The organism is Rummeliibacillus sp. NPDC094406 (assembly GCF_044763875.1).
Taxonomy (GTDB): Bacteria; Bacillota; Bacilli; order Bacillales_A; family Planococcaceae; genus Rummeliibacillus.
This window is the reverse complement of sequence record NZ_JBIWGZ010000003.1, coordinates 537,894-564,115: the sequence shown is the minus strand read 5'-3', so window position 1 is coordinate 564,115 and position 26,222 is coordinate 537,894. Positions and strand designations below refer to the sequence as shown.

Here is a 26,222-nt window from a genome sequence, read left to right as displayed (position 1 = left end):
GGAATGGCTCATAAGGGAGGCTTTTTACGTGAAACAAGATATGTTAGAAATGTTTAAAACACTCACAGAATTACCAGGTGCTCCAGGTAATGAGCATGCGGTCCGCGCTTATATGCGTCAAGAATTATCGAAATATGCTGACGAAATTGTACAAGACAATTTAGGTGGTATTTTTGGTTTAAAAAAAGGTGACGAAAATGGCCCACGCATTTTAGTTGCAGGTCATATGGATGAAGTAGCGTTTATGGTTACTCAAATTACAGACAATGGAATGATTCGTTTCCAAACTCTTGGTGGGTGGTGGAACCAAGTAATGCTTGCTCAACGCGTTGAGCTGTATACATCAAATGGTCCAATTCCAGGCGTCATTGCATCTGTGCCAAAACATTTATTAACACCTGAAATGCAAGCAAAGCCTATGGAAATTAGCAATATGTTAATTGATATTGGAGCTGACGATAAAGAGGATGCCATTCGAATGGGAGTTCGTCCTGGTCAATCAATTATTCCAGTTTGTCCATTTACACCAATGGCAAATCCTAAGAAAATCATGGCAAAAGCTTGGGATAATCGCTATGGTTGCGGTTTAGCAATTGAATTATTAAAAGAATTAAAAGATGAAAAACTTCCAAATACATTATATTCAGGCGCAAACGTCATGGAAGAGGTAGGACTACGTGGCGCGAAGGTTTCTGCGAATATGATTAAACCAGATCTTTTCTTTGCATTAGATGCAAGCCCTGCAAATGATGTTTCAGGAGATAAAAATCAATTTGGTCAATTAGGTAATGGTCCACTTCTTCGTATTTTTGACCGTACAATGGTAACTCATAAAGGTATGCGCGAATACGTATTAGATACAGCAGAATCAAATAATATTCCATATCAATACTTTGTATCACCGGGTGGTACGGATGCTGGTAATGTTCACATTTCAAATGATGGTGTCCCAAGTACTGTTATTGGTATTTGCTCACGCTATATCCATTCACACGCATCTGTAATTCACACAGATGATATCGATGCTGCAAAAGAATTAATCGTACAACTTGTAAAAAATGCAGATCGCTCAACTTTAGATACAATTCGTAGCAAATAAAAAAGCGAAGGTGGCTCACTTCGGAAGATAGCCTAATTTTGTCAAGTACTGTTTTAGCTGTTTCTGCGATGGTTAAAAGCAGGAGCAGCGGCTAAAGGGTTTCCATCGTTTGAACACTCGGATACTAATGTATGTGGCTAGATACGGTAAACTAAAATTTGGTATACTAAAAGAGGTTCCATATTTGGAACCTCTTTTTATTTATACCGCATTAACAGGCAGTAAGACCTCCAGCTTAAGATTGAGAGAGAAGAGACGAAGATAGATGGGGATAACTGCCCGTAAGCTCGATTGGTTCGGTCCAACAGGACGTTGGACACTCAGTTGTAGCCACAGGACGTGGCGAAATTAAACTAAGTTCTTTTTTAGTGGGTGATGAAGACCTCTCACTGATGGAAGTATCACTTTTTAACGAAGGATGTGTCAAGATGAAAGTAGGAATTGGTACGACAAATAAAGCAAAAGTAGGTGCAGTACTTTCCGTAGTTACTAAACATTTTCATGATATATTGACATTCGAACATATTGCAGTAGATTCAGGTGTTTCTGCACAACCAATATCAACTGAAGAAACTAGACTAGGTGCTATGAATCGTGCTAAGAAGACTTTGGTGGAAACAAATGCTGATATGGCTTTTGGCTTAGAGGGTGGTGTCACGAAGATTGATAACATCATGTACTTATGTAATTGGGGGGCATTGGCCCTATCAAATGGACAAGTACTAACTGCTGCTGGAGCCCAGATTCCATTACCAAATGAAATAGTAGTGCAAATAGAGAATGGTCGTGAATTAGGCCCCGTAATGGACGATTTTATACATCAATTAGATACTCGTCAAAATGTAGGGGCTATTGGTATTTTTACGGACGGCATGATTAATCGGAAAGAAATGTTCGAACATATTCTGCAACAATTAGTTGGACAATATTTTTTTTATCAAAAATACACGAAAAAACAAGATAATACACGATAGTTGCAACGGTCTATAAGGCATCTTACAATAAAGTTAGTCTAAGTACGAATGGAGGAATTACATATGTTCCGTCAATGTACCAAACTACTCGTTTTAAGTGTGTTCTTACTGAATCTTGCAGCATGCGGCAAATCAGTAGATTCTCAAATGTCGCAGGGATTTTCAGATGCAAAGACAATTTTTAATTCGAAACCAAAGGATAGTACGGTGTCTTCTGAACATTTGAAATTTTATCTACCTAATGGCTACAAAGTGAAAACCTCTTCAGATGAAACGAATATCATTTTATCGAAGGGCAAAGAAACATACTCACTTTTTATCAATCCAAATGAGTCACAAGATAGCCAAAGCTTTTACAATGCAATTCATAAAAGCTTAAAAGACGATATTGTTAAAGAACAAACGTATAAAAAGAATGGACGTTTTGGCTTTGCAAGTGTTTTAAAGAAAGATAATGAAAACTATGAAGTAATTGCTAGTACTGGCGGGGTAAAGGTCACAGGGGTTACAAATGATGATGACATAAGCAAAACGATACCTGAACTGATGACAATCGCTCTTTCTGTACAATTAAAAAACAAGTGAGGCTATGACATTGGAAAATTTACAATCGGTGGAACAATACAATGCGTTAAAAGAACAAGGGAAACATGTCTTCTTATTTACAGCTGGATGGTGCCCAGATTGCCATTTTATCGAACCATTTATGCCTGAAGTAGAAGAAAAATATAGTGAATACACATTTATTTCTGTAGATCGTGATCAATTCATTGATTTATGTGGAGAACTTGATGTTTATGGAATACCAAGTTTTGTTGCATATAACAACGGAGAAGAAACAGGTCGCTTTATTTCCAAAGATCGCAAAACACAAGAAGAAATTGAAACATTTTTACAAGCTCAATAAGTTGCTATTAAAGGAGTGAGTCACCAGATGACAGCACAAGAATTGGTCGTTATTTTAAAAGAGCGTCTAGGCAAAGCTCACTTTGAATGGAAGCTAGATTCTAAAACAAATAAATTACGATTAGAGCATCTTGAAACTGGGAAAGGTATGGACCTTTTTTTAGGAGATGTACTGACAAAATATGATACGCGTAAAGAAAAGGCAATCGATGAAGTGGTATATACGATTGAACAAACCTTTGAAGCCATGAAAAAGGAAAAAGAACAAGGTTTTCAGGAATTAATGAATATATACCCTGTTATACGTTCTGGTTCTTTTCCGAAAAAGTCAAAAGAGGGACATGCCTTTATCACAACAGAGCATACTGCTGAAACACGTATTTATTACGCATTAGATCTTGGCAATACGTATCGCTTAATCGATGAAGATATGGTTAACAAACTAAAGGTATCGGTTGAACAGATAAAAGAATCTGCCCGATTCCAAGTGCGTAATTTACCAACAAATGTAAAGAGAGATGAAGTAGCAGGTAATTTCTTTTACTTTTTAAATGAAAATGATGGCTATGATGCAAGTCGGATTTTAAATGATGCCTTTTTAAAAGAAATGCGTGGTAAAATTGAAGGTGACATGACCGTTTCGGTACCTCATCAAGATGTACTGATTATCGGTGACATTCGCAATAATACAGGTTATGATGTATTAGCTCAAATGACTATGCACTTCTTTACAGTAGGAGCAGTGCCAATTACATCGCTGTCCTTTGTTTATGAAGAAGGTCGTTTAGAGCCCATCTTTATCTTAGCGAAAAACAGAGTGAAAAAGGAGCAAGAAAAACAATGATCGTATCGTATAACAAAGTGCATGTAGGTGACGTTCTACTCGTCCAATTAGCTACAGAAGCGATTGTCAAAACGGAATTAGAAAGACATGGAGATTTAGTAATACTTAAAGAGGACGCAACAGGTGAAGTGAAAGGTTTTAACCTTTTTAATGCTAGTCAATACTTAACTATTGAAGAAGTAGGGAACATTGAAGTAACAAAAGGACTTGTTGCAGAATTAGAAGAAGCTATTGCAAAAAATGGTGCAACAGTAAGCTTAGATGTTGATTTATCACCTAAATTTGTAGTGGGTTTTGTTAAAGAAGTTGGAGACCATCCAAATGCAGATAAACTACATATTTGTAAAGTTGATGTTGGTGGAGATGAACCATTACAAATCGTTTGTGGTGCTCCAAATGTTGCAGAAGGTCAACATGTAGTTGTTGCTAAAATTGGTGCAGTAATGCCTTCAGGTTTGGTAATCAAAGAATCTGCATTACGTGGTGTTGATTCTTACGGTATGATGTGTTCAGCTCGTGAATTAGCTATTCCAAATGCACCTCAAGTTAAAGGTATAATGATTTTAGATGGTGATGTAGAAGTAGGCACAGCATTCAAGTTCTAATTTTAAATTACATTTAAATAATGTTATTAACAGAAGTGCCTTGCTCTTATATGGAGTAAGGCACTTTTGTACTTTTCAAAAAATTCTAAAACATCTTTTCTAATCTATACTATTTGTTAAGGTGTTCCCGCAATCTAGCAAAAAGTTGTAGAAAAGTGGAGGTGAATGCCCAGTCACTCCTGCCGAAAAACTAGCAGCTGAGACCCCTCAGCGAGATTTTCTCTGCGACAAAGCTAGCAAAGCGACACAGGAGCGCAAGCGAGGAGGCTCGTCGGTTCGCCCGGGGTAAACGAAGCTGATTCCACTTCATTTTAAAGTAGATTTGTACTATAAAAGTATGAAGTGAAATCGTCTTTCAGTGTCTTCAGCGCTAGCTAATTAGGAGGATCGGCAGTCAGTCGGCGGAAAGGGAGGGGCAATCTTTTTTTGCGATGAAAGGATGTGTTAGATATTTTAATGCTTGCACTTTCCAAAATATTTTACATAGAAACAATATTTCAATATAGGGAAAAATCACCGCAGATTTTCTCGAATAAATAAATTCCAAGTAAAAAAATAAGGATATCTGACTGAATCGTTTCAAACGCATTGCATGAGAGCCTTTATTACTGCTAAAATGAAGGCAATGATTTAGAAAAGAGTGGTGCATAATATGAGTTGGTTCAAAAAAATTGTCTCTCGAGTTTTAGGAGACGAGATCGAAGAAACATCAATAAAGAATAATGATAATAACAATATTAACGACGAACAACTATATAAATCATTTGATCAATATGATAATGACTACGAATATGAAGAAGAAACACCATATATAGAAAATGATTATAAACAACAACCTAGACAACAAGTGCAAAGTGCTGAACCCAATTTTATACGTAGAAGAGAATCATTTAATTTCCCAGTGATCCCTGATGAAAATAATAGAAAAATTCAAGGTGCAAGACCTACTGAATCATCTAGTAAGCAAACCCAAAATAGAAAAGTAGAGTTACCTGATTGGATGCAACCAGAAGAACTAGCTCGTCCTGTTCTAAAACAACAATCAACCCAAGCTCAGTATCAAGAACCACGACAATCTACAAACCAGCGACCAGAACAATATTCACCATTTACTCGTGAACCACGTGGCTTAAGAGGAGTAGTCGAAAAGACAAGTAGGGAAAACTATAATCCATTTAACCCTAGTGGAATCAAAAATTCAAAACCTCAAAGAAAAGAAAAGATACCAGAAAAGATACCAGAAAAGAAACTAGAAAAGATAACGCAAAATCTAGTTGATGAAGAACTGGTAAAACAATCATATATACCACAGAAGAAAAAATTTGTGCCGACAGATGTCCCTTCACCAATTTACGGCTTCCAAAAACGACCTAAAAGTGGAAGCAATATATATGACTTGTTAGATGAAAAAGAGAATGGAAAAGAGCAAAGTAGTGAACAAAAGAGCCAAGAAAAAGCTGCTTTAGAAGAGGTAGCTGCTACAACACTACAACTAGAAAAGATTGAAGAGCTGTCTACAATCCCAACAAGTATGTCAAATACTTCACCATCAACAAGTGAGAGCGTACATAAAGTAGAAGAAGACACTCTTATTTCTGGACAAGACTATAAGAGCATAAGTGAACAAATTAAAGAATTTGAAATGGACAAAGAAGTACAAATAGTAGAGAACGAAGGACAGGTTCAAAATATCGAAGTTCAACATATAGTTGAAGAAACAGCTGAAACTCATCTTACGTCTCAAACTTCTATTGAAGAAAGCGTTATTGAGGAAGAGCCATTAGATGCGTTGGCACCATCTTCAATTATTGAGCAAAGCGATATAGAAGAAAAAGTTGAAATTGTAAACTCTATTTCAAAAACTATTGAAACAGAAAAAGAGAATGAAATTGTCAAAGAAGATCTAACTAAAACAATTTCTGAAGAAGAAAAAATTGAAGTACAAGTTGCAACGATTGAAAAGGAATTACCATTAGAAACAGCCTTCTTAGATGATCATGATAATGATCATCCAGTGGAAGAACTGCCAGAAGATGATGCAACAATTGCAGATGTTGAAAAAGAAACAGGGAACGAAGTTGAAAATGCAGAAATAGAAAAGCAAGAAGAACCTATAATAACTGGCAGCAGAGTACCTTTTAATGTCGTCATGCTTAAATCAGATAAGAAAAAAATGGAGCGATCCATCCCTCAAGCTATATCATTGCCTGGTACAAAATCTTGGGGGGCAACTTATGCAAATCCTGTTTCTAGTGCCTCATCAATAGTAGAGAATCGTACTTCAAATGATCAAGATACAGAGTCGGACGTTGCAGAAAAAGGTTCTAGTGAGAGTTTGATTTCAAAGGCTGAATCAGCAGTTACCATGATGGAAAGACCTTCAATGCAAGAGGAACCAGAAGAACACAAAGAATCCGTACAAATTCAAGATGCTTTAAATCAACAAAGTAATATAATAGAAGAACAAGAGCCACCAGTTATAAATGAACACCTTGAAGAAGCACTTTCTTACCTTGAATCTCCTGAAGAACAAACAGAGGACTTTGAGTGGATGGATGCTCAAGGAGAAAAGCTGATTGAAGCATTATCCTACTTCCAAATTGAAGGGGAAATTGTACAAATCGTTCAAGGACCAGCAGTAACACAGTTTGAGATTACAGTAGGTCATGGTGTAAAAGTAAGTAAAATACGTAATTTAGCAGATGACCTAAAACTAGCATTAGCAGCAAAGGATATTCGTATTCAAGCGCCAATCCCAGGAAAAAGTTCAATAGGTATTGAGATTCCTAATCGCACATCTCGTCCAGTTAGACTTTCAGAAGTAGTGACCCATTTATCCTTTGTCGATTCAAAATCACCTCTTGAAGCAGCACTTGGATTAGATTTAACTGGTGAACCTGTGACTATTGATTTACGCAAAATGCCACATGGAATGATTGCTGGAGCGACTGGTTCAGGAAAATCTGTATGTATAAACTCACTTTTAATCAGTTTACTCTTGAAAGCTAGTCCACAAGATGTAAAATTGATGTTAATCGATCCGAAAATGGTGGAACTTGCACCATTTAATCATATTCCGCATCTAGTTAGTCCCGTGATTACGGATGTGAAAGCTGCTACGGCAGCACTTAAATGGGCAGTAGAAGAAATGGATCGTCGTTATCAACTGTTTGCTCATGTAGGTGCACGTGATATTACACGCTACAATAAAATGGTAGAAAAGGATCGTAAATTCTCTTTGAAGATGCCATATCTTGTAATTGTCATAGATGAATTAGCAGATTTAATGATGATGTCACCACAAGAAGTGGAAGAGTCTATTTGTCGTATTGCACAAAAAGCTCGCGCATGTGGTATTCATCTCGTATTGGCAACTCAACGACCTTCAGTTGATGTTATTACAGGCTTAATTAAATCTAATATCCCAACAAGAATCGCATTCTCTGTGTCATCACATGTAGACTCTCGGACAATATTAGATAGTCAAGGTGCTGAACGATTATTAGGCAGAGGGGATATGCTTTATTTAGGAAATGGCATGTCTGCACCAGTTCGCGTACAAGGAACATATGTCACAGATGAAGAAATTGAAGCTGTGACGAGTTTTGTTCGCACACTTGGTGAGCCCGATTATATTTTTGAACAAGAAGAATTACTGAAAAAAGTAGAATCTATTGATGAACAAGATGAACTATTCGAAGAAGCTTGTCGCTATATTTGTAGTGAAGGTACGGTTTCGGCATCTTCTTTACAAAGAAAATATCGTATTGGCTATAATCGAGCAGCTAGATTAGTGGATATGATGGAGGCTCAAGGCTTTATCTCAGAATCTAAAGGAACAAAGCCTAGAGATGTGTTTTTAACAGACCATGATATAGACGAAATATTTGGTTCACGCCATGAATAAATTTTATGAATTTAAGCATATTTTTTCTAATTTAAGTCGAAAATAATAAGGAATCAGTGTTTATTTTTGAACAGCGGAAAATCGTGCTATAATGGTAGATGTTTTAATTTAGAATATATAAAATAGGACTTACTATATTCATATTTTTGAAAACAAAGGTAAGTTTCATAGGTTAGAGTAAACCAATCAATGGATGATATTATCTATTGATAAAGTCTTTTGACAACTCAAAAACTTTAGGAACAAGAGGGTTTTGCTTGATTGGAAGAGCTTTTAAGGCTAATCTAACCAAGAAGCCACCGTTTTACGGCGAGCAGTTCATAGATTTGATTATTCAAGGGTTAGGAAACTTTCCCGGGAGGTTTCAACATGACAGTTTATCATTTTACAGGTATTAAAGGTTCAGGAATGAGCTCACTTGCTCAGATCCTATTTGATTCAGGAGAACAAGTGCAAGGCTCAGATATAGAAACTTATTTCTTCACTGAAGAACCACTTAGAAAACGTAACATTACAATTTTGCCATTTAATCAAGATAATATTAAACCAGGTATGACTGTTATTGCAGGAAATGCTTTTCCTGACAGCCATCCAGAAATTGTACGCGCTAATGAATTAGGCGTTGAAGTGATTCGTTATCACAAATTCTTAGGTAGCTATTTAGAGAAGTTTACATCTGTGGCTATTACAGGTGCTCACGGTAAAACTTCAACTACAGGCTTAATGGCACATGTATTAGAGGGTGCTAGTCCAACATCATATTTAATTGGGGATGGAACAGGTGGCGGTGCTAAAAACGCACAAAATCTTGTTATGGAAGCATGCGAATATCGCCGTCATTTCCTTGCATATCATCCAGACTATGCAGTTATGACAAATATTGATTTCGATCACCCTGATTATTACAAAGACGTAGAGGATGTCTTTGATGCATTCCAATCAATGGCTCTTCAAGTGAAGAAGGCTATTGTTGCATGTGGTGATGATGAACAATTACAAAAAATTAAAGCGAATGTTCCGGTTGTATATTATGGTTTCGGATCTGAAAATGATTTCGAAGCTCGTAATGTAGAAAAAACGACAAAAGGTACTTCTTTTGAAGTTTATGTTCGTAACGAGTTTTATAACAAATTCTTTATCCCAATGTTCGGTGACCACAATGTGTTAAATACTTTAGCTGTTATCTCACTTTGTCACTATGAAGGACTTCCTGCAGAGTTAATACAAGAACGCCTTCATACTTATCATGGTGTAAAACGTCGCTTTACAGAAACAGATTTTGGTGAACGTACATTAATCGATGACTATGCACATCACCCAACTGAGATTAGTGCAACGATTCAATCTGCGCGTCAAAAATATCCGGATCGTGAACTTGTTGCTATTTTCCAACCACATACTTTCACACGCACGCAAGCATTCCTGCAAAACTTTGCGAATAGCTTAAGTCAATCTGATTGTGTATATTTATGTGACATTTTCGGATCTGCACGTGAAAAAGCTGGGGCATTATCAATCAACGATTTAGCTGATCTAATCGAAGACTGCAATTTATTAACAATGGATTGTATACCAGAATTATTAGAACATAAAAATTCCGTATTCCTATTTATGGGTGCAGGAGATATTCACAAATTCCAAGAAGCATTTGAGGATTTATTAAAAGAAAAATAGAATGGCAGAGTTCATCTATTAGATATGTTAAAATGAAACTGCGGAAAACGATATAGTTTGTTTTCCGTAGTTTTTTTAAGAGGGATTAACCTTTATTGTTTGTTTTACAAGCAACAGATTTTATCCAAAAGTTTAGCATGATTGATTTGCTTGAGCATACATAATATAGTTGTAATGAACTAGATATAATAAGAAGTAAAAAAATTTGTTTATTCAGGCTGAATGAATGGGATAATATTTCTATGGCAGGATATAGAAAAAATTTGTAGAATGTAATTAGGTAAGTGATGTTTAAATACACTTATTTTGTGGGAAAATCCATATATAGAGAATGGGGGGTATTAAAATGATCGTTATTCTATACATTGCAGCATTAGTAGCAGCAATTGGTTTTCTAGTGCTATGTGTAAGTTTAGCAATGACATTAAATTCGTTGAAAAAGACAATGAATAATGTTGCAAATACAATGGCTGGTATTGAAGGCCAAATGGAAGGAATCACTCGAGAATCTACAAGCCTATTAGAAAAGACAAATATGCTTGCTGAAGATATTCAAGAAAAATCTCAACAATTGAACTCAGTAGTTAATGCTGTTAAAGGTTTTGGGGATTCTGTTAGTGGTTTAAGCGATTCAGTGAAAAATGTAACTTCATCAATTAACACGAATGTAACAAAAAACAGCGATCAAATTGCTCAAGTAATCCAATGGGGAAATGCCTTTATCGGAATTCGTGAAAAGATGAAAAAACAAAAATCCGTTGAAAATGAAACGATTTATGAAGATGCACCAAAGACAAGAAAGCGCAAATAATAAGGGGGTATAAGTAGTATGGTAGAGCAAAAACCAAATTACAGTGAAGTAAGAAACGTAGGCTATGAAGAAAATGGTCAAACTTATTTACCGCAAACATATGAAAGACGTTCTGAATCTTTATATACGAATGATGATGGAAGCGTTAATATAAAAGATTTTATCATTGGTGCTTTTGTTGGAGGCGTAGTTGGTGCTGCAACTGCACTATTTTTGGCTCCTAAAGCAGGGAAAGAGTTACGCACTGATGTAGCTGTTCAAGCAAGTCAATTTAAAGAAAAAAGTGCTGGATTTACTAATTCAGCAAAAGAAAAAACAGTGGAACTTTCTAAAATGGTACAAGCACAATCTGGTCAATTAGTCGGTAAAGTAAAATCTTTAAAATCAACTGCAACTCCACCATTTGATGATGGTACTGTTTCATATGAAGGTGAAGAACCTTTAGATATTATGGAAACGATGGAAAAAACAATTGCTGAATACGAAGCAGAAAACAAAGAACATACAACAGTTAGCGCTGCAATTGAAGAAGCCTTAACTGAAACAGCTGAAAAAGAAACAAAATAATACGAAGAAGCACTGCAGACATTACTCTGCAGTGCTTTTTTGTGTGGAGTGAGTTATCGTCGCTGGAATAAGGTGAATCTTGAGTTGATCTCCACCAAAGATTTCTCCATCAAAATGAGAAGGTTCATCATTTCGCAATATTTCAAAGGTTCCTTTGAAATTTGTAGGCAATTGCCAATTTGAATAGCGGAAGACATCTTGATAAATCCAATTAGAGGATTCAGATGGTAAAAACTGAATCGTATCTCCACTACGAATAACGGTCATGACATTCGCAGGTTGCCCGTTTACTAATATTTCGAAGCACTGTTTTTTCAACTCTAATTGTTCATCTTGGAATGTTACGAAAATACGATTTTCTATTAGCATATTCAAATGTTCAGCTATATCAAGCACAGTTGGATTACTCTTATCTTGAATACGAATTTGATCTCCATCTTGTATTTTGAAATAGGATTTCGCAGGTTGATTGTTTATAAGTATAACATTATTAAAATTTGGTAATTGTAAATTATTACCATCAAAAGAGATGGTAAATGGATGAAGTTTATTTAATAGAGCTTCTTTTTCTAACCATTTTAAAATTTGTTCAACATTCTCAGCCGTTTCTATTGTTAATACATCACCATCTTGAAGCGTTGTTTTCATTTTAGCAGGTTGTCCATTTAATATTAAACTTGGCTCGATTGAAAATGGCTGATTATCCACGTATACAGTACGTTTTTCGTTAAATTCAATCATGTCTTGAATGGTTGCCCTGGCAGGTTCACCATTAATCCCTTCGATCAGTTCGATTACATCATTATTTTGAATAGGATGTTTGGTTGTTGTTTTTTCACCGTTTACAAAAATCTCTGTAGGGCTACCATGTTCACCTGGTACGAAGATATCTTGTCCGTTCACTTTTATGCACATAGCCAATCCTGGTTTTCCATATAATCGATTAATGCTAACATTTGCTGCTAATAGTGCATCTGCAACAGTCATTTCTTTTAATTCGAATAGACGGATGATTTGATTATTTACTTTTACAGACATGTATTTAATCGGTGAACTTTTCGCGGAAATCGCAATACCAATAGGTGTTACAAGCTCAGGTGAAGCTGGAACATGAGCTTCCCGAGTTAGTTTTTGGATGGCATCAATACCACGAACGCCAACACGATTATTGGGAATTTCAAGAACTTTACATAATTCATCTGTGATTTCTGGTGTTAAACTTCCTCCACCTACAAGTAATACTGCTTTTGGAGCTTCATTGCTATTAAGACGAAGAATCTCATTACCAATTGCAGCTGCAAGCGATGTGACTGCAGGACGTAAAGTATTCATTATTTCATTTTTTGAGTAAAGTTGCTCAAAACCTAAAATGTCTGAAATCATAATCTCATCATATTTGGACATATCACGTTTTACTTTTTCTGCAACAGGGAAATCTAACAAGTAATGATCACTTAATGCCTCTGTAATTTCATCTCCAGCAGTTGGCACCATTCCATATGCTGTAACTGTGCTTCTATTTGTAATGGCAATATCGGATGTTCCAGCACCGATATCAACGAGTGCAATATTTAAACGCCGCATCGTTGTAGGAATTAAAGCATTAATTGCTGCGATTGGTTCTAAAGTTAATCCTTCCATTTCCAAATCGGCACGTTTTAAGGCAGCTAGCAGTGATTCTACGACGACTCTCGGCAAGAATGTAGCAATTACCTCTACTTCTGCTGTCTCGCCTTGCTGATCCATTAAATTACCAATTTCTTCACTATCTAATCTGTAGTATAAAACAGAATAACCAACGCAATAATAATGACTACCGTTATTATTTTCTTTATGGTCAAGTAATTGTTGTTGTGCCTTTTGTACGGCTGCTAATTCTAAGCGACTGATATCATCTTCTGTCATAACGGGACGATTTTTAATATCTAGAGTGACCGATGCTTGTTCGGTTTTTAATGCTCGTCCTGCAGCTGCTACACTTACTGAGTGAAGTGGGCCATGTTTTTCTTCTAATTTTTCTTTAATATGTTGGATGACTGTTGCAACATGTATTACATTATGTATTTGGCCATCTACCATAGCACGTTCTTTGTGTTCTTCTGCGATTAAATCGACTACATGGAAACTGTTATCTTGTTCTTCTAAAATAATACCAACGACAGAACGTGTTCCAATATCTAATGCAAAAAGCTTTGAAGCCACATTTACACAACCTTTCTAGCATAAAATAAGTATGCGAACTTTATCGCGTTGAAGCGCTAAAGAAAAAATACGTGACATTCTTAGTGGAATTGATTATAATGTTCCTATGCACTAACTTTATCGCGTTGAAGCGCTAAAGAAAAAATACGTGACATTCATGGTGGAATTGATTATAATGTTCCTAATATCATAAAATGTATCATAGTTTTCAGACTTCTGAAAGTACCTGATACGAGGAAGAGAGGAGAAACGGCAATGAGTCATCAAAATTTAGATCACTTACGTGACAGCGTCGATGAATTAAACCTTGAAATTTTACGTTTAATCAATGAACGTGCTGAAGTAGTACAAGAAATTGGAAAAGTTAAAGAGAAACAAGGTGTAAACCGTTATGACCCTCTTCGTGAGAGACATATGTTGAATCTATTGAAAGAAAATCATCAAGGTCCATTAAGTCAAGGTACAATTGAGCATATTTTTAAAGAGATTTTCAAATCAGCCTTAAAACTACAAGAAACGAATCATAAAAAAGAACTATTAGTATCGCGTAAACGTAAACCAGAGGATACGATTGTTACAGTAAACGGTGAACCAATCGGAAAGGGCAAACCTACATTTGTCTTTGGTCCATGTGCTGTAGAGTCTTATGAACAAACTGCTGCTGTTGCAGAATCTATTCAAGCAAAAGGTTTAAAATTAATGCGCGGGGGAGCTTATAAACCTCGTACTTCACCATATGATTTCCAAGGTCTAGGTCTTGAAGGGTTGAAGATTCTTAAAGAAGTTGGTCAAAAATACGGTGTAGGTATTGTTTCTGAAATCGTTACACCATCTCACTTAGAAGAAGCCTTAGATTACATTGATGTAATCCAAATCGGTGCACGTAATATGCAAAACTTTGAGTTGTTAAAAGCAGCAGGTGCAACAAAAAAACCAGTGCTTTTAAAACGTGGTATTGCTGCAACAATTGATGAATTTATCAATGCGGCTGAGTACATTATTTCTAAGGGGAATGACCAAATTATCCTTTGTGAACGTGGTATCCGTACTTATGAAAAAGCAACACGTAATACATTAGATATTTCGGCTGTTCCAGTTTTAAAACAAGAAACGCATTTACCAGTCTTTGTGGATGTAACCCACTCAACTGGTCGACGAGATTTACTATTACCATGTGCAAAAGCGGCTATTGCAATTGGTGCTGATGGTGTTATGGCAGAAGTTCATCCAGATCCAGCAGTTGCATTATCTGATGCTCAACAACAAATGAGTATTCCGCAATTTGATGATTTTTATGACCAAATCCAAAATTTCATGAAAAATTATCAAGTACAAGCATAAATTTATTAGGTGACGATTCAAATTACTAGAATCGTCACTTTTATTTTCTTGAAAATCGCTTCCAATTTATCGTATCATTAAAACAAGATACGAAAAGGGGTGTCATCAAGTGACCGTAACAATTTATGATGTTGCACGAGAAGCGAATGTTTCAATGGCAACGGTTTCTCGTGTTGTGAATGGAAATCCGAACGTTAAACCAACTACAAGAAAAAAAGTGCTCGATGTTATTGCACGATTAGAGTACAGACCTAATGCGGTCGCTCGTGGCTTAGCAAGTAAAAAGACGACAACTGTTGGCGTTATTATTCCGGATATTTCAAATATTTTCTACGCGGAATTAGCTCGTGGTATTGAAGATGTTGCGACAATGTATCGCTATAACATCATTCTTTCAAACTCTGACCAACGAGAAGAAAAAGAATTGCAATTATTAGACAATATGTATGGAAAACAAGTTGATGGTATCGTGATGATGAGTGATCAGGTAACTGATGAGTTACAAAATAAAATGAGCCATTCACCTGTTCCAATCGTTTTGGCAGGATCTATCGATGAATCAAAATCAGTGTCTTCTGTTAATATTGACTATTTACAAGCTGCGTATGAAGCTGTTAAACGATTTGTCGATAATGGACATAAACGTATAGCATATGTGTCTGGACCATTTACATCTACTATTAATAAGAACTATAAATTTGAGGGCTATAAAAAAGCATTAGAAGAAGCTGGCATTGAAGTAGATGACAATTTAGTCATTGCTTCTGAGGATTCATATGATAGTGGTTTAGAGGATTTTAATACTTTAAGTAGTCTACAAGATCCACCAACTGCATTTTTTGTAGGAAGTGATGAATTAGCAATCGGTATTATTCATGGTGCACAAGATTTGGGCAAAAAAGTTCCAGTTGATTATGAAATAATTAGCTTTGAAAATTCAAAATTGGCTCGTATGGTTCGTCCTCAATTAACAAGCGTTGTACTACCACTTTATGATATCGGTGCGGTGTCAATGCGATTACTGACGAAATATATGAACAAAGAGCACGTAGACGAAGCGGATTTCATATTACCTCACCGCATTGAAGACAGAAGTTCAACGAAATAACAAAAAAGGCTGTTTCTTTTTCTATTTAATAATGGAGAAAGAAACGGGCCTTTTTTTATTTTAAAGTTTTTTCGTAAAGCATATTATACGATTCGCCTCTGTGAATCCTAATTTTAAGTGCATGGCTAGACTTTCTTCATTATGTAATTCGCAGTCACTTGCAAATTCCATACATCCTTTTTGTTTTGCCCAATGTTCGCAATGAGTTACTAGTAATCTTGCATAGCCTTGTTGGCGAAATGATTCTTTAACAAAAAGTCCTTCTAAATAACCAACTGGATTAGATTCAGTTCCCTCGACATAATCACTTCGTAATTGACATTGTGCAAAGCCAATCGCTTCATCTTTATAGTAAGCCAAAAAAATTGCTACATCTTCAGAAGAAATATACCGTTGCATATCATGCGTAAATTCCTCTATAGAATGATTTGGCCATAGTAGTAATGCTAATTCTGCAGCAATAGTAGCTTCCTTTAGTGTTGCCTGTTTGAGCATATGATCGCCTCTATTAATATAATTTATAAAAACTTATAGTTGAAATGACTACTTAGTTAGCGTGACTAGATAGATTTGCTTTTTTCTGATCGGATTTGATATAACGCTTTTTCGAGAACTTGATGGTTTTTTTCCGTGATTTCAGCTTTACGAGGTATGGGCTCATAAAGGTTTTCGGGATCCATCCAAGTAGGAATGAGCTTTACAGGTGATTCTTTTTGCCATTTATCAATCCAAGTTTGAGGAAGTTCACCTGTTGGCAATGGTTGATCTGTCATTTCTGTCCATATTAGTGACCATGCACGAGGTACTACTCTCCAAATATCATAGCCACCGCCTCCAACTGCAATCCATTTGCCATCACAAAATTCATGAGCCAACTCATGAGCCAGTTTAGGAATTTCCTTATAAATATTCATCGTTCCATAAAGGTGCGTTAAGGGATCAAAATAATGAGCATCAGCACCATTTTGAGATAGTATGACATCAGGTTTAAAGAAAGCTGTAATTTCACGTAATGCAGTTCTATAGACATCTAAAAAGGATTCGTCTTCTGTGAAGGCGTCAATTGGAAGATTAAAAGATGTTCCATAGCCTTGTCCACTGCCTCTTTCTGTAACAGCTCCAGTTCCAGGAAATAGATAACGACCTGTTTCATGAATCGAGACAGTGCAAACGTTTGGATCGTCATAAAAACTCCATTGTACACCATCACCATGATGAGCATCTGTATCAATATATAGAACACGTGCATTATATTTCTTCTGCATATATTTAATTGCTACAGTACTATCATTATAAATACAAAATCCAGATGCGCGACCTTTGAAGCCGTGATGAAGGCCTCCTCCGAGGTTCAATGCATGTAGAGACTTACCTTGCATGACATAATCACAAGCTGTGAGAGTACCACCTACAATTTTTGCACTCGCTTCATGCATATTGGGAAATATAGGAGTATCTTCAGTTCCGATTCCAAAAGCCTCGCCTTGTTTAGGAGTAAGTTCGCCATGTCCCGCCATTTTAACAGCCTCTATGTAACGTAGATCATGTCCGAGAAGAAGTTCTTCCAAGGTTGCATTACGAGGCTGGATAATATCGTCTTCGTCTAGCACTTTAATGCTTTCAAGAAGGTCTACTGTTAATTGAAGCCTTTTTTGGTTAAATGGGTGTGTATCAGAAAATTTATAGTCTAATTGATCAGTTGAATAAACAAAAATCGCTTTTTTTATTGGCGATTGATGCCCGGCATATTTGGCCATAGCACATCAAATCCTTCCTTACGTAAATCATCAATGATTGATAGAGGATTCATGATTGTTACACGAATTGATAGAATCTTTTGTTTTTCATCTTGTGTATCAGGATAAACTAGCATACTTAAAATACTTGCATGGTGGTTTGTGAAAATTCTGGCAATTTCATGAAGTGTACCAATTTTATCGCAAACTCGGATCTCAATTTGAGAACTAGGTTTTGTGGCACCTGTAATTTCAATGTATGTGTACAATAAATCGGTTCCTGTAATTATACCGACTAACTGCCCACCGCTTACTATAGGCATGCAACCAATCCGGTGTTCATATAAAATCAATGCTACTTCTTCGATAAAATCAAGTGGATGTCCTACAATTGGTTGAGAAATCATCACGGTTTCTAATGTTTGTTCGTATATACTTTGATCTATATTTTTTAAAAGAGAGGAGGGGAGTGCATTTTTTAAATCTCTTTCTGTAATAAGCCCCACTAATTTGTTATGATTATCAGTTATTGGTAAATGTCGAATTTTATGCTCTTTCATAATTTTGACTGCATCTTTTATCGTATGAGATGGCTGCAATGCAATAACACTGGTATTCATTATTTCTTCAACTAACATCATATCACCCCTTTTTTAATAATCAGTACATATAACGATTCATAAAACGTAATTGGTCAAACTTTTCAATTGAATCTTGATCGACTCGCCTTCCGATTCTTACCATTAAACAGTTAGCGGGATGAGAGGAAATCTCAGGATCATCAGTTGCTGCCACTTCTAATCCTCCTGCTTGCATCATTTTCTCCATTACTTTACGGTATTCCCACACATTAAGCCCCGTTCTTTTTAGATCCCAATGCCAGTAATATTCTGTTGTGATTACAATGTAATCATCCATCGCATCGTCCATCATTGATACTTGCAGTATACTTTTCCCGACTCCAGTTCCACGGAATTCAGGTGCGACTTCAATAGCTCCTAATTCTATTAAGTTATCCATTTTCCCCTCTGACCAACGTTCAAGAGGATCTGGATAAAGAAAAGTTGCATATGCAATAATTGTTTGATCTAAACGAGCAATAATCATTCGACCTTCAGGTAGTTTCGAAATTTCTACGATTGCAGCAAATTGTTGTTCGGGTATCCGGAAAGCCGTCAAACCGTCATGAAACTTAAGCGATTGAAGACTTTCAGTAGCAATAGGGCCTTCCACAACAATCGTTCCGAGAGAAGATTCTATTTTCTTTGAATAATATGTTCGAAGATGTTCCATTTACACACCTCCTCGCTTTTCTTTTTTAATTTATTATACATGAGTAAAGTAGAAAAAAACCTCATAAATGAGAAATTTATGTGTATTTATGCTGTCGATAAAATTATTGGAATTCTCTAAAAATTTTTGTTATACAATAGGTTAAAGCTGTTATATAATAGATGGTAATAGTTGAGATAAGGGGGTATTGATATTGAGGATTGAACCGTTACTGGTAACAAAAGGTGAATATCAATTTCATGACTATGATGAAGTGAAAGAAACATTTGATTGGAAGGAAACAGAACAAGCCTTTAGTTGGTCTCATACAGGTCTAGTTAATATGGCTTATGAAGCAGTAGATCGACACGCTGAATCTGAACTAAGAAACAAAGTTGCTCTTTACTTTGAAGGTGGGACGAGAACAGAATCTTATACTTTTCAAGACGTAAAGGAATGGACAAATAAAGCTGCTAATGTATTTCAACAAGCAGGTTTAGAAAAAGGGGACCGTCTTTTTGTCTTTATGCCTCGCTCACCAGAATTATATTTTTCAATAATAGGTAGTATTAAAAAAGGAATTATTGTTGGCCCACTTTTTGAAGCCTTTATGGAGGGTGCTGTATACGATCGTTTAAGTGATAGTGGTGCAAGTGCGTTAGTGACAACACCATCTTTATTAAAACGAGTGCCGCTTGATCGTCTTCCTCTACTAAAGACCGTATTTCTTGTAGGCGAAAACATTGAAGAAACCGAACAAATCAAGGATCTTCAAAAACTTTTAGAAGAGGCTTCAGTTGAAACTGATATTGAATGGGTTGACCGCGAAGATGGGCTGGTACTCCATTATACATCTGGTTCTACTGGAAAACCTAAAGGGGTATTGCATGTACACAATGCAATGCTTCAACAATATCAAACAGCTAAATGGGTGCTTGATCTAAGAGAAGATGATATTTACTGGTGTACCGCAGACCCTGGTTGGGTTACTGGAACAGCATATGGCATTTTTGGTCCATGGTTAGTAGGAACTACAGTTGTAGTTATAGGAGGTCGTTTTTCGCCTCAATCATGGTATAAAGCTTTACAAAATTATGGAGTCACAGTTTGGTATAGTGCACCTACTGCGTTCCGTATGTTAATGGGTGCTGGTAATGATGTTCTTAAAGACTATGATTTATCTGCTTTACGTCAAGTTGTATCTGTTGGTGAACCGCTAAATCCAGAAGTTGTTAAATGGGGATATCAGGTACTTCATCATCGTATTCATGATACATGGTGGATGACTGAAACAGGTGCCCAAATGATTTGTAATTACCCTTCAATGGAGATTAAACCAGGTTCGATGGGTAAACCAATCCCAGGTATTAAAGCGGCAATCGTAGATGACCAAGGGAATGAGCTACCACCATTTACAATGGGGAATTTAGCGTTTAGAAAAGGGTGGCCATCAATGATGCGTCAAATTTGGAATAACTCTGCTCGCTATGAATCTTACTTCTTAGCAGGAGAATGGTATGTTTCAGGTGATTCTGCTTATATGGATGATGATGGCTACTTTTGGTTCCAAGGACGTATAGATGATATTATCATGACAGCTGGAGAACGAGTTGGCCCATTTGAAGTGGAAAGTAAATTACTGGAGCATCCATTAATTCTTGAAGCGGGTGTAATTGGTAAACCAGATCCTGTACGTGGAGAAATTATTAAAGCATTTATTGCATTAATAGAAGGTATTGAACCATCAGTTGAACTGGAAGAAGAAATTAAACAATTTGTCAAAACGGGTTTAGCAGCACATGCTGCACCGCGTGAGATTGAATTTAAAGATAAATTACCTAAAACACGAAGTGGTAAAATTATGCGTCGTGTTCTAAAAGCATGGGAACTTGATCTACCTACAGGTGATTTATCTACAATGGAAGATTAATAGCATTTTAAGAGTCTAATGCTGGACTAGCTGGTGTTTGCGTATAATGGGGATAAAAATAAAGGGGTATATTTCTTATAAAAAAGTAGACATGTTTATTGAGCAACATGTCTGAATAATTGAAAGGCATCTCAAAGTTCAGGGGAGACTATTGAGATGCCTTTTTTGTTGTTTACTTTTATGAATCTACATGAATCATAGCTTTAATTTTCATGAATTTCCAACAAAAAAAGAGTGAGATAGATATCTCACTCTCTAATTTTTATTCACCATTTGACCCAGAATCATTGCCTTGGTCTCCATTATTGTTAGAACCATCAGATCCTGAGTTACCCGAGTTACCCGAGTTACCCGAGTTACCCGAGTTACCCGAGTTACCCGAGTTACCCGAGTTACCCGAGTTACCTGAGTTACCTGAGTTACCCGAGTTACCTGAGTTACCTGAGTTACCCGAGTTACCTGAGTTACCCGAGTTACCTGAGTTACCCGAGTTACCTGAGTTACCTGGCTTATTTGAATTACCTGAGCCATTCGAGTTGTTATTTGAATTATTATTGTTCTTATTACCTGAATTTGAATTACCCGCATTACTATTCGAATTATTTGAGCCATTTGTGTTATTCGAATTGTTGTTGGTATTCGGGTTTCTTGTATTATTTTCAGTTTCTTTCTTTTTCTGTTCTTTTTCCTTCTTTTTTTCCTCTTCTGCTTTCGCTTTGGCACCGAATAGTTTTGAATAATCTCCACCAAATGGACTTAGCATACTTTGCTTAAAGGCATCAGTTAAACCACCGCCAGCGAATGCTGTTTCAGGACCTGGTAGCATAACGTTTGCGTTAAATAAATCTGTTCGTGCATTTCCAGCACATGCACTTGTATATGCATGACCTGTAATACCGCAGAATGTTTGGCTAACAACGCCTGATGGCTGTTTAAAGGTTTTACCATTTGCTGTAGCTAACTTTGGATTCGTATCGTAAACTGAATTCATTAAACGAGCCCACATTAGGTTTATACGAGTACTTGGTTGACCATAAATACTATTACCCTGATACAAAGTTTTTGGTTGATCGTATCCCATCCAAACGCCTAAAGAGATATCAGGATTGTAACCGACTAGCCATACATCATTATATTGTTGAGAAGTACCGGTTTTAGCAGCAAAATCTGCACGGAATTTTAAATTGCTATTAGCCGTTGTACCTGTACCTTGTTTTAAAACATCTCTAAGCATATCTGTTGTGATATACGCTGTTTGTTTACTATAAACTTGTTTTGCTTTTGATTTGTGTTTGTACACTATATTGCCTTTGTTATCAACAATTTTTGAAATCATATAGGCATCAACGAACTTACCTTCATTTGCAAATGTTGCGAATGCATTGGTATTTTCTTCAACAGTGACGCCATACTTTAAGGCACCAATTGCAGTTGAATAGTTTGTGTAGTCATCTGCATCTAAACTTGTAAATCCATTTTTAACTAATAAGTTAGCAGGTTTTCGGTTCATGATTTGAGCATATAAACGAATGGCAGGTAAGTTTTGTGAATCTTTTAAAGCTTCACGTGCAGATATTAACCCTCGTTCGTCAGTTTCAGTATAGTTTGAAGGTGACCAAGAGCCAAGACTAAATTTAACATCAGCCACTGGGCTACCGGCACCAATTAATCCGTATTGAATTGCTGGTGCATATACTAGTAATGGTTTCATAGTAGAACCATTAGAGCGTTTAGCTTGCGTTGCATGATTTAATTCTTCTAACTTATGATCACGACCACCGATAAAACTTAAAATTTTCCCTGTTTTGTTCTCAATTACAATACTACCAACTTGAACTGGATCATTGACAGTGCTTACCTTGCCAGTCTCTGGATCGGTTACTTGTTTAGTAAAGGTTGTACCGTAATAAGGGAAATTATCTTTCACCTTTTGCATGGAGTCATACATTTGTTTATCAATTGTAGAGTAAATTTTATATCCTTTAGAACGTAATTCACGGTCTGCCAGAATTACATACTTTTCTTTTAGTTTCGGCTCATTTTTTAAGCGATCAGCGTCGATGCCATCTTTCTTCGCTAAAATTTCTGCCATAATGTCTTTTGCGCGACTTTCAATTTCGTATGTTACGTATGGATATTTTTCTTCAGGTCGAACTTCCGGTTTCCTGAAATCTTTCGTAATATTATATTTTAATGCTTTTTTATATTGTTGATCTGTAATATAACCAGTTTCATGCATGCGATATAAAACAGTTTTCATTCTGTTAATACCGAGTTGAAGACTCTTTTTGTCTTTTAGAACACCTTTTTGTGTAAATGGAGTATACGCATATGGAGATTGAGGTATCCCTGCGATATATGCTGATTGCGCTAAGTTTAAATCCTTGGCATTTTTGTTAAATATCCCTTCAGCAGCAGTCTCAACTCCAGCAATATTGCGACCACTTGAATTTCGACCATATGGAATAACATTTAGATACGCCTCTAAAATTTCATCCTTTGTCATAAAATGTTCTAAACGCATGGCTAGAAGTAATTCTTTTGCTTTTCGTTCATAAGAAACTTCATTAGTTAAGATTTGGTTTTTGATCAATTGCTGTGTTAAGGTTGACCCACCTGTTTGGTTGTTTGAGTTACTAACATCTTGCAAAAGACCTCGAAATACTGCTTTTGGGACAATCCCCTTATGTTGATAGAAATATTCATCCTCTGTAGCAAGAACGGCGTTTATGACATTTGGCGAAATTTGATTCAAAGTTGTCTCTTGACGCTCAAGGTCTGTACGCATTTTCCCGAGATACTTATTGCTAGCAAAATAGAGTGTACTGGTTTCATCGTAATTGAAGATTGCACTTCGCATTTCAGCTTTTGATCGTAAAGGTTCATCCTTTACAAGTGAAGCAAAGTAACCAGCACCAATCGAGCCGACAAATACTGTACCCATTACAACAAAGATGATGAAGATTAATAATAAGTTCCAGATAACGCTAGATGAAATGCGGAAATATTTCATCCATGTTGTTTTTGATAATTCATCGAGCTTTTGATTTATATTGGCTATCCATTCTTTCATATTTTCGATCACACGACCAATGCCAAAAATCTATATCTCTATAATCATAAAGATAGGATGGTGCGCTTTTGACAGTTGGCCTACCTCCTTTAAATGTTTTGAAGAAATAACCATTGCTGCATCCGACAAGGGTCTATTTCTATGTGGCTACTATTTGTAGTAGCATACTATGTCTGATTTAAGATCATGGAGTATAAGGTTATTCAAATTGTAGTTAGCTTGTTGCTAAAAAGAATAGAATAAGCATCCAAAATTGAGTATGTAACAAAATAATAAGCATAGCTATTTGAAAAATAGAATAGTCATATGATTAAACCTTACCTCTTTTTATGGATTTTATTCCATTTATCTGAAGTTTTATCCGTATTTTTGAGTATTATCAAAAAAAGTCAGCAGTATTGGCTTTTAGATTCAAATAAAAACAATACGGATACTAATAACCTTCTAAAATATTGTCTATTATACCATAATTCAAAACCACAATAATAATACTTATTGACAACTATTTAAAATGAAGTACAATAGTCATAATAGTTTTCTGGCGTAGAAGAGTGCGCAGTAGTGAACATATTCCCTGTTTAGAGAGCTAGCGTTTGGTGTAAGCTAGTCACAGTATGGACGCGAATTACACATTTGGAGCGAGAACGCAGCCGCTGCGATAAAGCGATTAAAGCGGGAGAATCATGTATTCTTCAAGCTGGGTGGTACCGCGTTAAATTTGTAATTAACGTCCCTGCATTTTATTATGCAGGGGCGTTTTTATATTTTAGGAGGGAATTACTATGACAAATGCATTATTAGAAGATTTACAATGGCGAGGTTTGTTGTACCAACAAACTGATGCTGAAGGTATGGAAAAATTATTGAATGAAGAGAAAGTTTCACTATACGTAGGTGTTGACCCAACTGCAGATTCAATGCATATTGGTCATATTGTACCAATGTTAACATTGCGCCGCTTCCAACAAGCAGGCCATCGTCCGATACTTCTTGTTGGTGGTGCAACAGGTATGATTGGTGATCCATCAGGACGCTCTACAGAACGAAACCTACTAACTGCTGAACAAATCGATCACAATGTTGCAAGTATCAAAGCGCAGCTTGAACGTATTTTTGATTTCTCAGAAGACAATAACGGAGCACAACTGGTCAATAACTATGATTGGGTAGGGAAACTAAGTACAATCGAATTTTTACGTGATTACGGTAAATTAATCAATATCAATTACATGCTAAGTAAAGATACTATTTCTTCTCGTTTAGAATCAGGTTTATCGTTCACTGAATTCACTTACACATTAATACAAGGGATGGATTTCAATCATCTATACGACAACTACGATGTACGTATTCAAGTGGGTGGTTCTGACCAATGGGGTAACATTACAACAGGTCTAGAAGTGATTCGTAAAACACATGATGAAGATGCTAAAGCATTTGGTATTACAATTCCATTGGTAACAAAATCTGATGGTACGAAATTCGGTAAAACAGCTGGTGGAGCAGTTTGGTTAGACGCTGAAAAAACTTCTCCATACGAGTTCTACCAATTCTGGTTAAACACTGCAGATGCAGATGTTGTGAAATACTTGAAAATCTTTACATTCTTAACTCGTTCTGAAATTGAATCTTTAGAAGAAAAAGTGGAAACAGAACCACATTTAAGAGAAGCTCAAAAAACATTAGCTGCTGAAATGACAAAACAAATTCATGGTGAAGAAGGCTTAGACCAAGCACTCCGTATCACTTCTGCCTTATTCTCAGGTGACCTTAAATCACTTTCAGTAGACGAAATGAAAGTGGCTTTCTCAGGTGTTCCATCAGTAGAAGTAGCGAAAGAAGACAAAAACATCGTTGATCTATTAGTAGAAGCGAACATTTCATCTTCTAAACGTCAAGCACGTGAAGATGTAGCGAATGGTGCGATCTCAGTAAATGGTGAAAAAGTTAAAGAACTTGAATACGTAATCGATGCAAAAGACCGCATGGAAGACGCATTCTCAATTATTCGTCGAGGTAAGAAAAAATACCACATGGTCAAATTTAATTAGAAGCTGATTTTTAGCAAGATGAGTGGTACCGATCGCCAGTTGCGTGATGCCAATAAGTTTAGTAATTATGAAGCAGATCAAAGCTAGCCGTCATACTGGTAGGTGTAACCAGGTAAAAAAGT

At 36.3% G+C, this 26,222-nt stretch carries 20 protein-coding genes; 14 read left to right on the top strand and 6 right to left on the bottom strand.

Translation table 11 applies throughout. The features are described from left to right. Positions 1-40: 40 nt before the first annotated feature. The 10 genes from ACIQ4I_RS11085 (at position 41) to ACIQ4I_RS11040 (ending at position 11,387) form a co-directional block, all read left to right on the top strand. Positions 41-1,099: a M42 family metallopeptidase gene (locus tag ACIQ4I_RS11085; RefSeq protein WP_403096137.1), complete on the top strand. Its 1,059-nt coding sequence runs from the start codon at positions 41-43 to the stop codon at positions 1,097-1,099. 428 nt (positions 1,100-1,527) lie between these two features. Next, positions 1,528-2,073, top strand: a complete 546-nt coding sequence (locus ACIQ4I_RS11080) for a DUF84 family protein (protein WP_403096031.1) — start codon at positions 1,528-1,530, stop codon at positions 2,071-2,073. Between the two features lie 63 nt (positions 2,074-2,136). Then, positions 2,137-2,658 carry a hypothetical protein gene (locus ACIQ4I_RS11075; protein ID WP_403096030.1) on the top strand — a complete coding sequence of 174 codons (522 nt, stop codon included), beginning with the start codon at positions 2,137-2,139 and terminating at the stop codon, positions 2,656-2,658. A gap of 10 nt (positions 2,659-2,668) precedes the next feature. Further along, entirely contained in the window at positions 2,669-2,980 is a 312-nt protein-coding gene (locus ACIQ4I_RS11070) for a thioredoxin family protein (RefSeq protein WP_403096029.1), read from the top strand. 27 nt (positions 2,981-3,007) lie between these two features. Next, positions 3,008-3,823, top strand: a complete 816-nt coding sequence (locus ACIQ4I_RS11065) for a DUF1444 domain-containing protein (RefSeq protein WP_403096028.1) — start codon at positions 3,008-3,010, stop codon at positions 3,821-3,823. After that, positions 3,820-4,428, top strand: coding sequence for a YtpR family tRNA-binding protein (ytpR, locus tag ACIQ4I_RS11060; protein WP_403096027.1), 609 nt, complete (start codon positions 3,820-3,822; stop codon positions 4,426-4,428). The genes ACIQ4I_RS11065 and ytpR overlap by 4 nt, the downstream gene beginning before the upstream one ends. 652 nt (positions 4,429-5,080) lie before the next feature. Beyond that, on the top strand, positions 5,081-8,335 hold the full coding sequence (locus tag ACIQ4I_RS11055; protein WP_403096026.1) for a DNA translocase FtsK: 3,255 nt from the start codon (positions 5,081-5,083) through the stop codon (positions 8,333-8,335). Between the two features lie 369 nt (positions 8,336-8,704). Further along, positions 8,705-10,009: a UDP-N-acetylmuramate--L-alanine ligase gene (gene murC / locus ACIQ4I_RS11050; RefSeq protein ID WP_403096025.1), complete on the top strand. Its 1,305-nt coding sequence runs from the start codon at positions 8,705-8,707 to the stop codon at positions 10,007-10,009. Positions 10,010-10,355: 346 nt separating this feature from the next. After that, the gene (locus tag ACIQ4I_RS11045; protein ID WP_403096024.1) at positions 10,356-10,820 is read left to right on the top strand and encodes a DUF948 domain-containing protein; all 465 of its coding nucleotides are present in this window, start codon (positions 10,356-10,358) and stop codon (positions 10,818-10,820) included. Between the two features lie 18 nt (positions 10,821-10,838). Continuing rightward, positions 10,839-11,387 carry a YtxH domain-containing protein gene (locus ACIQ4I_RS11040; RefSeq protein WP_397539641.1) on the top strand — a complete coding sequence of 183 codons (549 nt, stop codon included), beginning with the start codon at positions 10,839-10,841 and terminating at the stop codon, positions 11,385-11,387. Positions 11,388-11,408: 21 nt separating this feature from the next. On the opposite strand, the gene ACIQ4I_RS11035 is transcribed toward ACIQ4I_RS11040, so the two are convergent. Next, positions 11,409-13,589: a cell division protein FtsA gene (locus tag ACIQ4I_RS11035; protein ID WP_403096023.1), complete on the bottom strand. Its 2,181-nt coding sequence runs from the start codon at positions 13,587-13,589 to the stop codon at positions 11,409-11,411. Between the two features lie 255 nt (positions 13,590-13,844). On the opposite strand from ACIQ4I_RS11035, the gene ACIQ4I_RS11030 reads away from it, so the two are divergent. Together ACIQ4I_RS11030 and ccpA are read left to right on the top strand one after the other, a co-directional pair. Further along, positions 13,845-14,930, top strand: a complete 1,086-nt coding sequence (locus tag ACIQ4I_RS11030) for a bifunctional 3-deoxy-7-phosphoheptulonate synthase/chorismate mutase (protein ID WP_403096022.1) — start codon at positions 13,845-13,847, stop codon at positions 14,928-14,930. Between the two features lie 109 nt (positions 14,931-15,039). After that, entirely contained in the window at positions 15,040-16,038 is a 999-nt protein-coding gene (gene ccpA / locus ACIQ4I_RS11025) for a catabolite control protein A (protein ID WP_403096021.1), read from the top strand. A 60-nt stretch (positions 16,039-16,098) separates the two neighbouring features. On the opposite strand, the gene aac(6') is transcribed toward ccpA, so the two are convergent. The 4 genes from aac(6') to ACIQ4I_RS11005 all read right to left on the bottom strand — a co-directional run bounded on the left by aac(6') (position 16,099) and on the right by ACIQ4I_RS11005 (position 19,067). Next, positions 16,099-16,533, bottom strand: coding sequence for an aminoglycoside 6'-N-acetyltransferase (gene aac(6'), locus ACIQ4I_RS11020; RefSeq protein WP_403096020.1), 435 nt, complete (start codon positions 16,531-16,533; stop codon positions 16,099-16,101). A gap of 65 nt (positions 16,534-16,598) precedes the next feature. After that, positions 16,599-17,795 carry an acetoin utilization protein AcuC gene (locus ACIQ4I_RS11015; RefSeq protein WP_403096019.1) on the bottom strand — a complete coding sequence of 399 codons (1,197 nt, stop codon included), beginning with the start codon at positions 17,793-17,795 and terminating at the stop codon, positions 16,599-16,601. Continuing rightward, entirely contained in the window at positions 17,762-18,412 is a 651-nt protein-coding gene (locus tag ACIQ4I_RS11010) for an acetoin utilization AcuB family protein (RefSeq protein ID WP_403096018.1), read from the bottom strand. The genes ACIQ4I_RS11015 and ACIQ4I_RS11010 overlap by 34 nt, the downstream gene beginning before the upstream one ends. Before the next feature lie 22 nt (positions 18,413-18,434). Then, positions 18,435-19,067, bottom strand: coding sequence for a GNAT family N-acetyltransferase (locus tag ACIQ4I_RS11005; RefSeq protein WP_403096017.1), 633 nt, complete (start codon positions 19,065-19,067; stop codon positions 18,435-18,437). Between the two features lie 193 nt (positions 19,068-19,260). Between ACIQ4I_RS11005 and acsA the strand changes: the two genes are divergently transcribed. Then, complete coding sequence (gene acsA, locus ACIQ4I_RS11000) at positions 19,261-20,976, top strand: acetate--CoA ligase (RefSeq protein WP_403096016.1); 1,716 nt, start codon at positions 19,261-19,263, stop codon at positions 20,974-20,976. Positions 20,977-21,238: 262 nt separating this feature from the next. On the opposite strand, the gene ACIQ4I_RS10995 is transcribed toward acsA, so the two are convergent. Continuing rightward, complete coding sequence (locus ACIQ4I_RS10995) at positions 21,239-24,049, bottom strand: transglycosylase domain-containing protein (RefSeq protein WP_403096015.1); 2,811 nt, start codon at positions 24,047-24,049, stop codon at positions 21,239-21,241. A 782-nt stretch (positions 24,050-24,831) separates the two neighbouring features. On the opposite strand from ACIQ4I_RS10995, the gene tyrS reads away from it, so the two are divergent. Beyond that, positions 24,832-26,100: a tyrosine--tRNA ligase gene (tyrS, locus tag ACIQ4I_RS10990; RefSeq protein WP_403096014.1), complete on the top strand. Its 1,269-nt coding sequence runs from the start codon at positions 24,832-24,834 to the stop codon at positions 26,098-26,100. The last annotated feature ends 122 nt before the right edge of the window (positions 26,101-26,222 follow it).

Coding starts and splice junctions, on each gene's coding strand:
- ACIQ4I_RS11085 (WP_403096137.1), top strand. CDS start 41: ATGTTAGAAATGTTTAAAACACTCACAGAATTACCAGGTGCTCCAGGT.
- ACIQ4I_RS11080 (WP_403096031.1), top strand. CDS start 1,528: ATGAAAGTAGGAATTGGTACGACAAATAAAGCAAAAGTAGGTGCAGTA.
- ACIQ4I_RS11075 (WP_403096030.1), top strand. CDS start 2,137: ATGTTCCGTCAATGTACCAAACTACTCGTTTTAAGTGTGTTCTTACTG.
- ACIQ4I_RS11065 (WP_403096028.1), top strand. CDS start 3,008: ATGACAGCACAAGAATTGGTCGTTATTTTAAAAGAGCGTCTAGGCAAA.
- ytpR (WP_403096027.1), top strand. CDS start 3,820: ATGATCGTATCGTATAACAAAGTGCATGTAGGTGACGTTCTACTCGTC.
- ACIQ4I_RS11055 (WP_403096026.1), top strand. CDS start 5,081: ATGAGTTGGTTCAAAAAAATTGTCTCTCGAGTTTTAGGAGACGAGATC.
- murC (WP_403096025.1), top strand. CDS start 8,705: ATGACAGTTTATCATTTTACAGGTATTAAAGGTTCAGGAATGAGCTCA.
- ACIQ4I_RS11045 (WP_403096024.1), top strand. CDS start 10,356: ATGATCGTTATTCTATACATTGCAGCATTAGTAGCAGCAATTGGTTTT.
- ACIQ4I_RS11040 (WP_397539641.1), top strand. CDS start 10,839: ATGGTAGAGCAAAAACCAAATTACAGTGAAGTAAGAAACGTAGGCTAT.
- ACIQ4I_RS11030 (WP_403096022.1), top strand. CDS start 13,845: ATGAGTCATCAAAATTTAGATCACTTACGTGACAGCGTCGATGAATTA.
- ACIQ4I_RS11015 (WP_403096019.1), bottom strand. CDS start 17,795: ATGGCCAAATATGCCGGGCATCAATCGCCAATAAAAAAAGCGATTTTT.
- ACIQ4I_RS11010 (WP_403096018.1), bottom strand. CDS start 18,412: ATGTTAGTTGAAGAAATAATGAATACCAGTGTTATTGCATTGCAGCCA.
- ACIQ4I_RS11005 (WP_403096017.1), bottom strand. CDS start 19,067: ATGGAACATCTTCGAACATATTATTCAAAGAAAATAGAATCTTCTCTC.
- ACIQ4I_RS10995 (WP_403096015.1), bottom strand. CDS start 24,049: ATGAAAGAATGGATAGCCAATATAAATCAAAAGCTCGATGAATTATCA.
- tyrS (WP_403096014.1), top strand. CDS start 24,832: ATGACAAATGCATTATTAGAAGATTTACAATGGCGAGGTTTGTTGTAC.